Raw genomic sequence first — 1143 nt, forward strand, 5'->3', positions numbered from 1 at the left:
GGCGGGTTCAGGGTGTCGGTGCAAGCAGTAGCCGATCAAGGGCTTCTGCGGGAGTGTCCCATCCCAGGGTCTGGCGGGGGCGGCCGTTGAGTTGGATTGCGACGGTGTCGAGGTCGCTCTGGCTGATGGTGCGGAAGTCGGTCTTGCCTTTGGGGAAGTATTGACGGAGCAGGCCGTTGGTGTTCTCGTTGCTGCCCCGTTGCCACGGGCTGTGCGGATCGCACAGGTAGACGGCGCAGCCGGTGGCCAGCGTGAAGGTGGTGTGCTCGGCCAGTTCGGCGCCCTGGTCCCAGGTCAGCGAGCGGGCCAGGTGTCGGGGCAGCTGGGCGAGCTGGGCGCGGACCACGGCCAGTACTTCAGGGCTGGTCCGGTCCACGGGCAGGGCGCCGAGCAGCGCGTAACGGGTCGTGCGTTCGACCAGAGTGACGATCGCTGAGGTGCCGTTACGGCCGATCAGCAGGTCGCCCTCCCAATGGCCCGGCACCGCCCGGTCCTGCACCTCGGCAGGCCGGGCACTGATGTGAACGTCCTCGGTGACCCACGGCCGCCCCCGGATCGCCCGGCGGGCGGCCTGCGCCGCGCGCGACTGTGAACGACGTTGCTGCCGTCGGCTGCGCAACGCGTCATCGACCAGTTCCCGCAGGCTGCCCCGCGCCCGCAGGTAGATCGACTGATAGATCGTCTCGTGGGACACCCTCATCTCCGGCTGATCCGGGAACTCACGCCGCAACCGCGCGACGATCTGCCGCGGCGACCACCGCTCACCCAGCCATTGCACCACCGTCGAGCGCAACGGCCCAGGCTGACTCAACACCCGCGGCTTCGGCCGGCGCCGCCGCGCATCGGCCTTACGCTGCGCCCAGTCAGCCTGATACCCCCACCGATACAAGCCACCACGCACCGGACCGAGCGGGTTCTTCACCCCATGCCGCGACGAGTTCCCCCGCTGCACCTCCCGCCACACCGACGACAGTCCCACCCCGATCGCCGCTGCGATCTGCGTCAACGTCGACCCCTGACCCCACAGATGCTCGATCACCTGCCGATGACCCGCAGTCAACACATGCGCTCGCGCCACCCAAACTCCTTCGACCGGTCCGTACCGTGATCAACGATCACTTGCACGGACCGGTCGAACCCGCC

General features: G+C 68.7%; 1 protein-coding gene. It reads right to left on the bottom strand.

Annotation, left to right across the window (positions count from 1 at the left end; genetic code table 11):
* Positions 1–7: 7 nt before the first annotated feature.
* Positions 8–1078: an IS30 family transposase gene (locus ACIA3K_RS31670; RefSeq protein WP_396805544.1), complete on the bottom strand. Its 1071-nt coding sequence runs from the start codon at positions 1076–1078 to the stop codon at positions 8–10.
* Positions 1079–1143 lie beyond the last annotated feature (65 nt).

The organism is Micromonospora sp. NPDC051543, assembly GCF_044454415.1.
In the GTDB taxonomy this organism is placed as follows: domain Bacteria; phylum Actinomycetota; class Actinomycetes; order Mycobacteriales; family Micromonosporaceae; genus Micromonospora.